Source organism: Streptomyces sp. SID5785 (assembly GCF_009870065.1).
Taxonomy (GTDB): domain Bacteria; phylum Actinomycetota; class Actinomycetes; order Streptomycetales; family Streptomycetaceae; genus Streptomyces.
The window spans coordinates 1-1200 of record NZ_WWIA01000385.1 but is presented as its reverse complement, the minus strand read 5'-3'; the positions used below and the strand labels follow the sequence as shown (position 1 = coordinate 1200).

The 1200-nt window shown below is 80.3% G+C and carries 1 pseudogene; it reads left to right on the top strand.

The annotated features are described in order from the left end of the window. Nucleotides 1-1200, top strand: a pseudogene (locus GTW43_RS12730) (hypothetical protein); the annotation flags it as partial.

Sequence of the window (1200 nt, the reverse complement as noted above, 5' to 3'; positions counted from 1 at the left end):
CGCCGGCGCCGCCGAACGGGCCCACCGCGCGGAGGAGCGCACCGCCACGGCCCTCGCGGGGGAGGAGCGCCTGGCCGACCTGCTCGGCACCACGGGCGGCGCCGACCTGCCCGGCGCCGCGGGCGCGTCCACCACCGAGGACGGTGTGGCGTACGGCGCGCACGGCGGCGGCTTCCCCGGCGCCGTGCGCGCCAAGGCCGCCCAGGGCCTCGTCCCGCAGCCCCGCACCGACACCGCCACGGCCGCGGACGGCCGGCTCACCGCCGAGGACCTCGACCGGGCGGCCGACGACCTCGGCACGCTGCTCGACGACTCCGTGACCGCCGCCGAGCGCCAGCTGTTCGAGCTGCGCACGGCAGCCGCCGACGACGCCCGCATCCTCGGTGCCCTCGGCGACGGCGGCCTGCTGCCGCCCGGCCCCGACGTGCTGGCCACGGTCGAGTACCTGGGCGAGCACGGCATCCCCGCCCTGCCCGGCTGGCGCTATCTCGCCCAGGCGGTCGACCCCGCCGACCACGCACGCGTGCTGGCCGCCCGCCCCGAGCTCGTCGACGGTGTCGTCATCACCGACCCCGCCTCGCACGCCCGCGCCCGCGAGACGCTCGCCGGGGCGGCGCTGCTGCCCCGCTCCGCCGTCGCGGTCGGCACCGCCGCCGCGCTTCTCGCACCGGCCCCGGCCGAGCCCGCCCCCGGCGAGGGGGACACCGGCGTCTTCCTCGTCCCGCCGAACCCGGCGATGCACGACGAGCACGCCGCCGACGAGGAGCGCCAGGCGCTGCGCGAGCGGGCCGCCGGCCGCGACGAGGACATCCGCACCCTCGCCGCCCGGCTCGGCAAGGACCGCGAGCTGGCCGCCCGGCTCACCTCCTGGCGCTCCGGCTGCCCCACGGGACGGCTCGCCGAGCTGGCCGCGGCGGCCCGCGACGCCCGGACGTTCGCCGAGGAGACCGAGGCCGAGCTGGCCGAGGCCCGTACCGTGCGCGCCGAGGCCGACGAGGCCGCGACCGAGGCGACCCGAGTGCGCGACGAGCGCCAGGAGGCCGCACAGAAGGCCCGCCGCGCCGCCGACGCGCTCGCCGGACTCGCCTTCCGCCTGCGCGAGCGTGCCGCCTGGCAGGCCCAGGTCCGCGAACTGGCCGACGAGGCCGTCGAGTCCGAGGCCCGCGCGCAGACCTGCCTGGAGCGCGCCCGCGCCGCGGA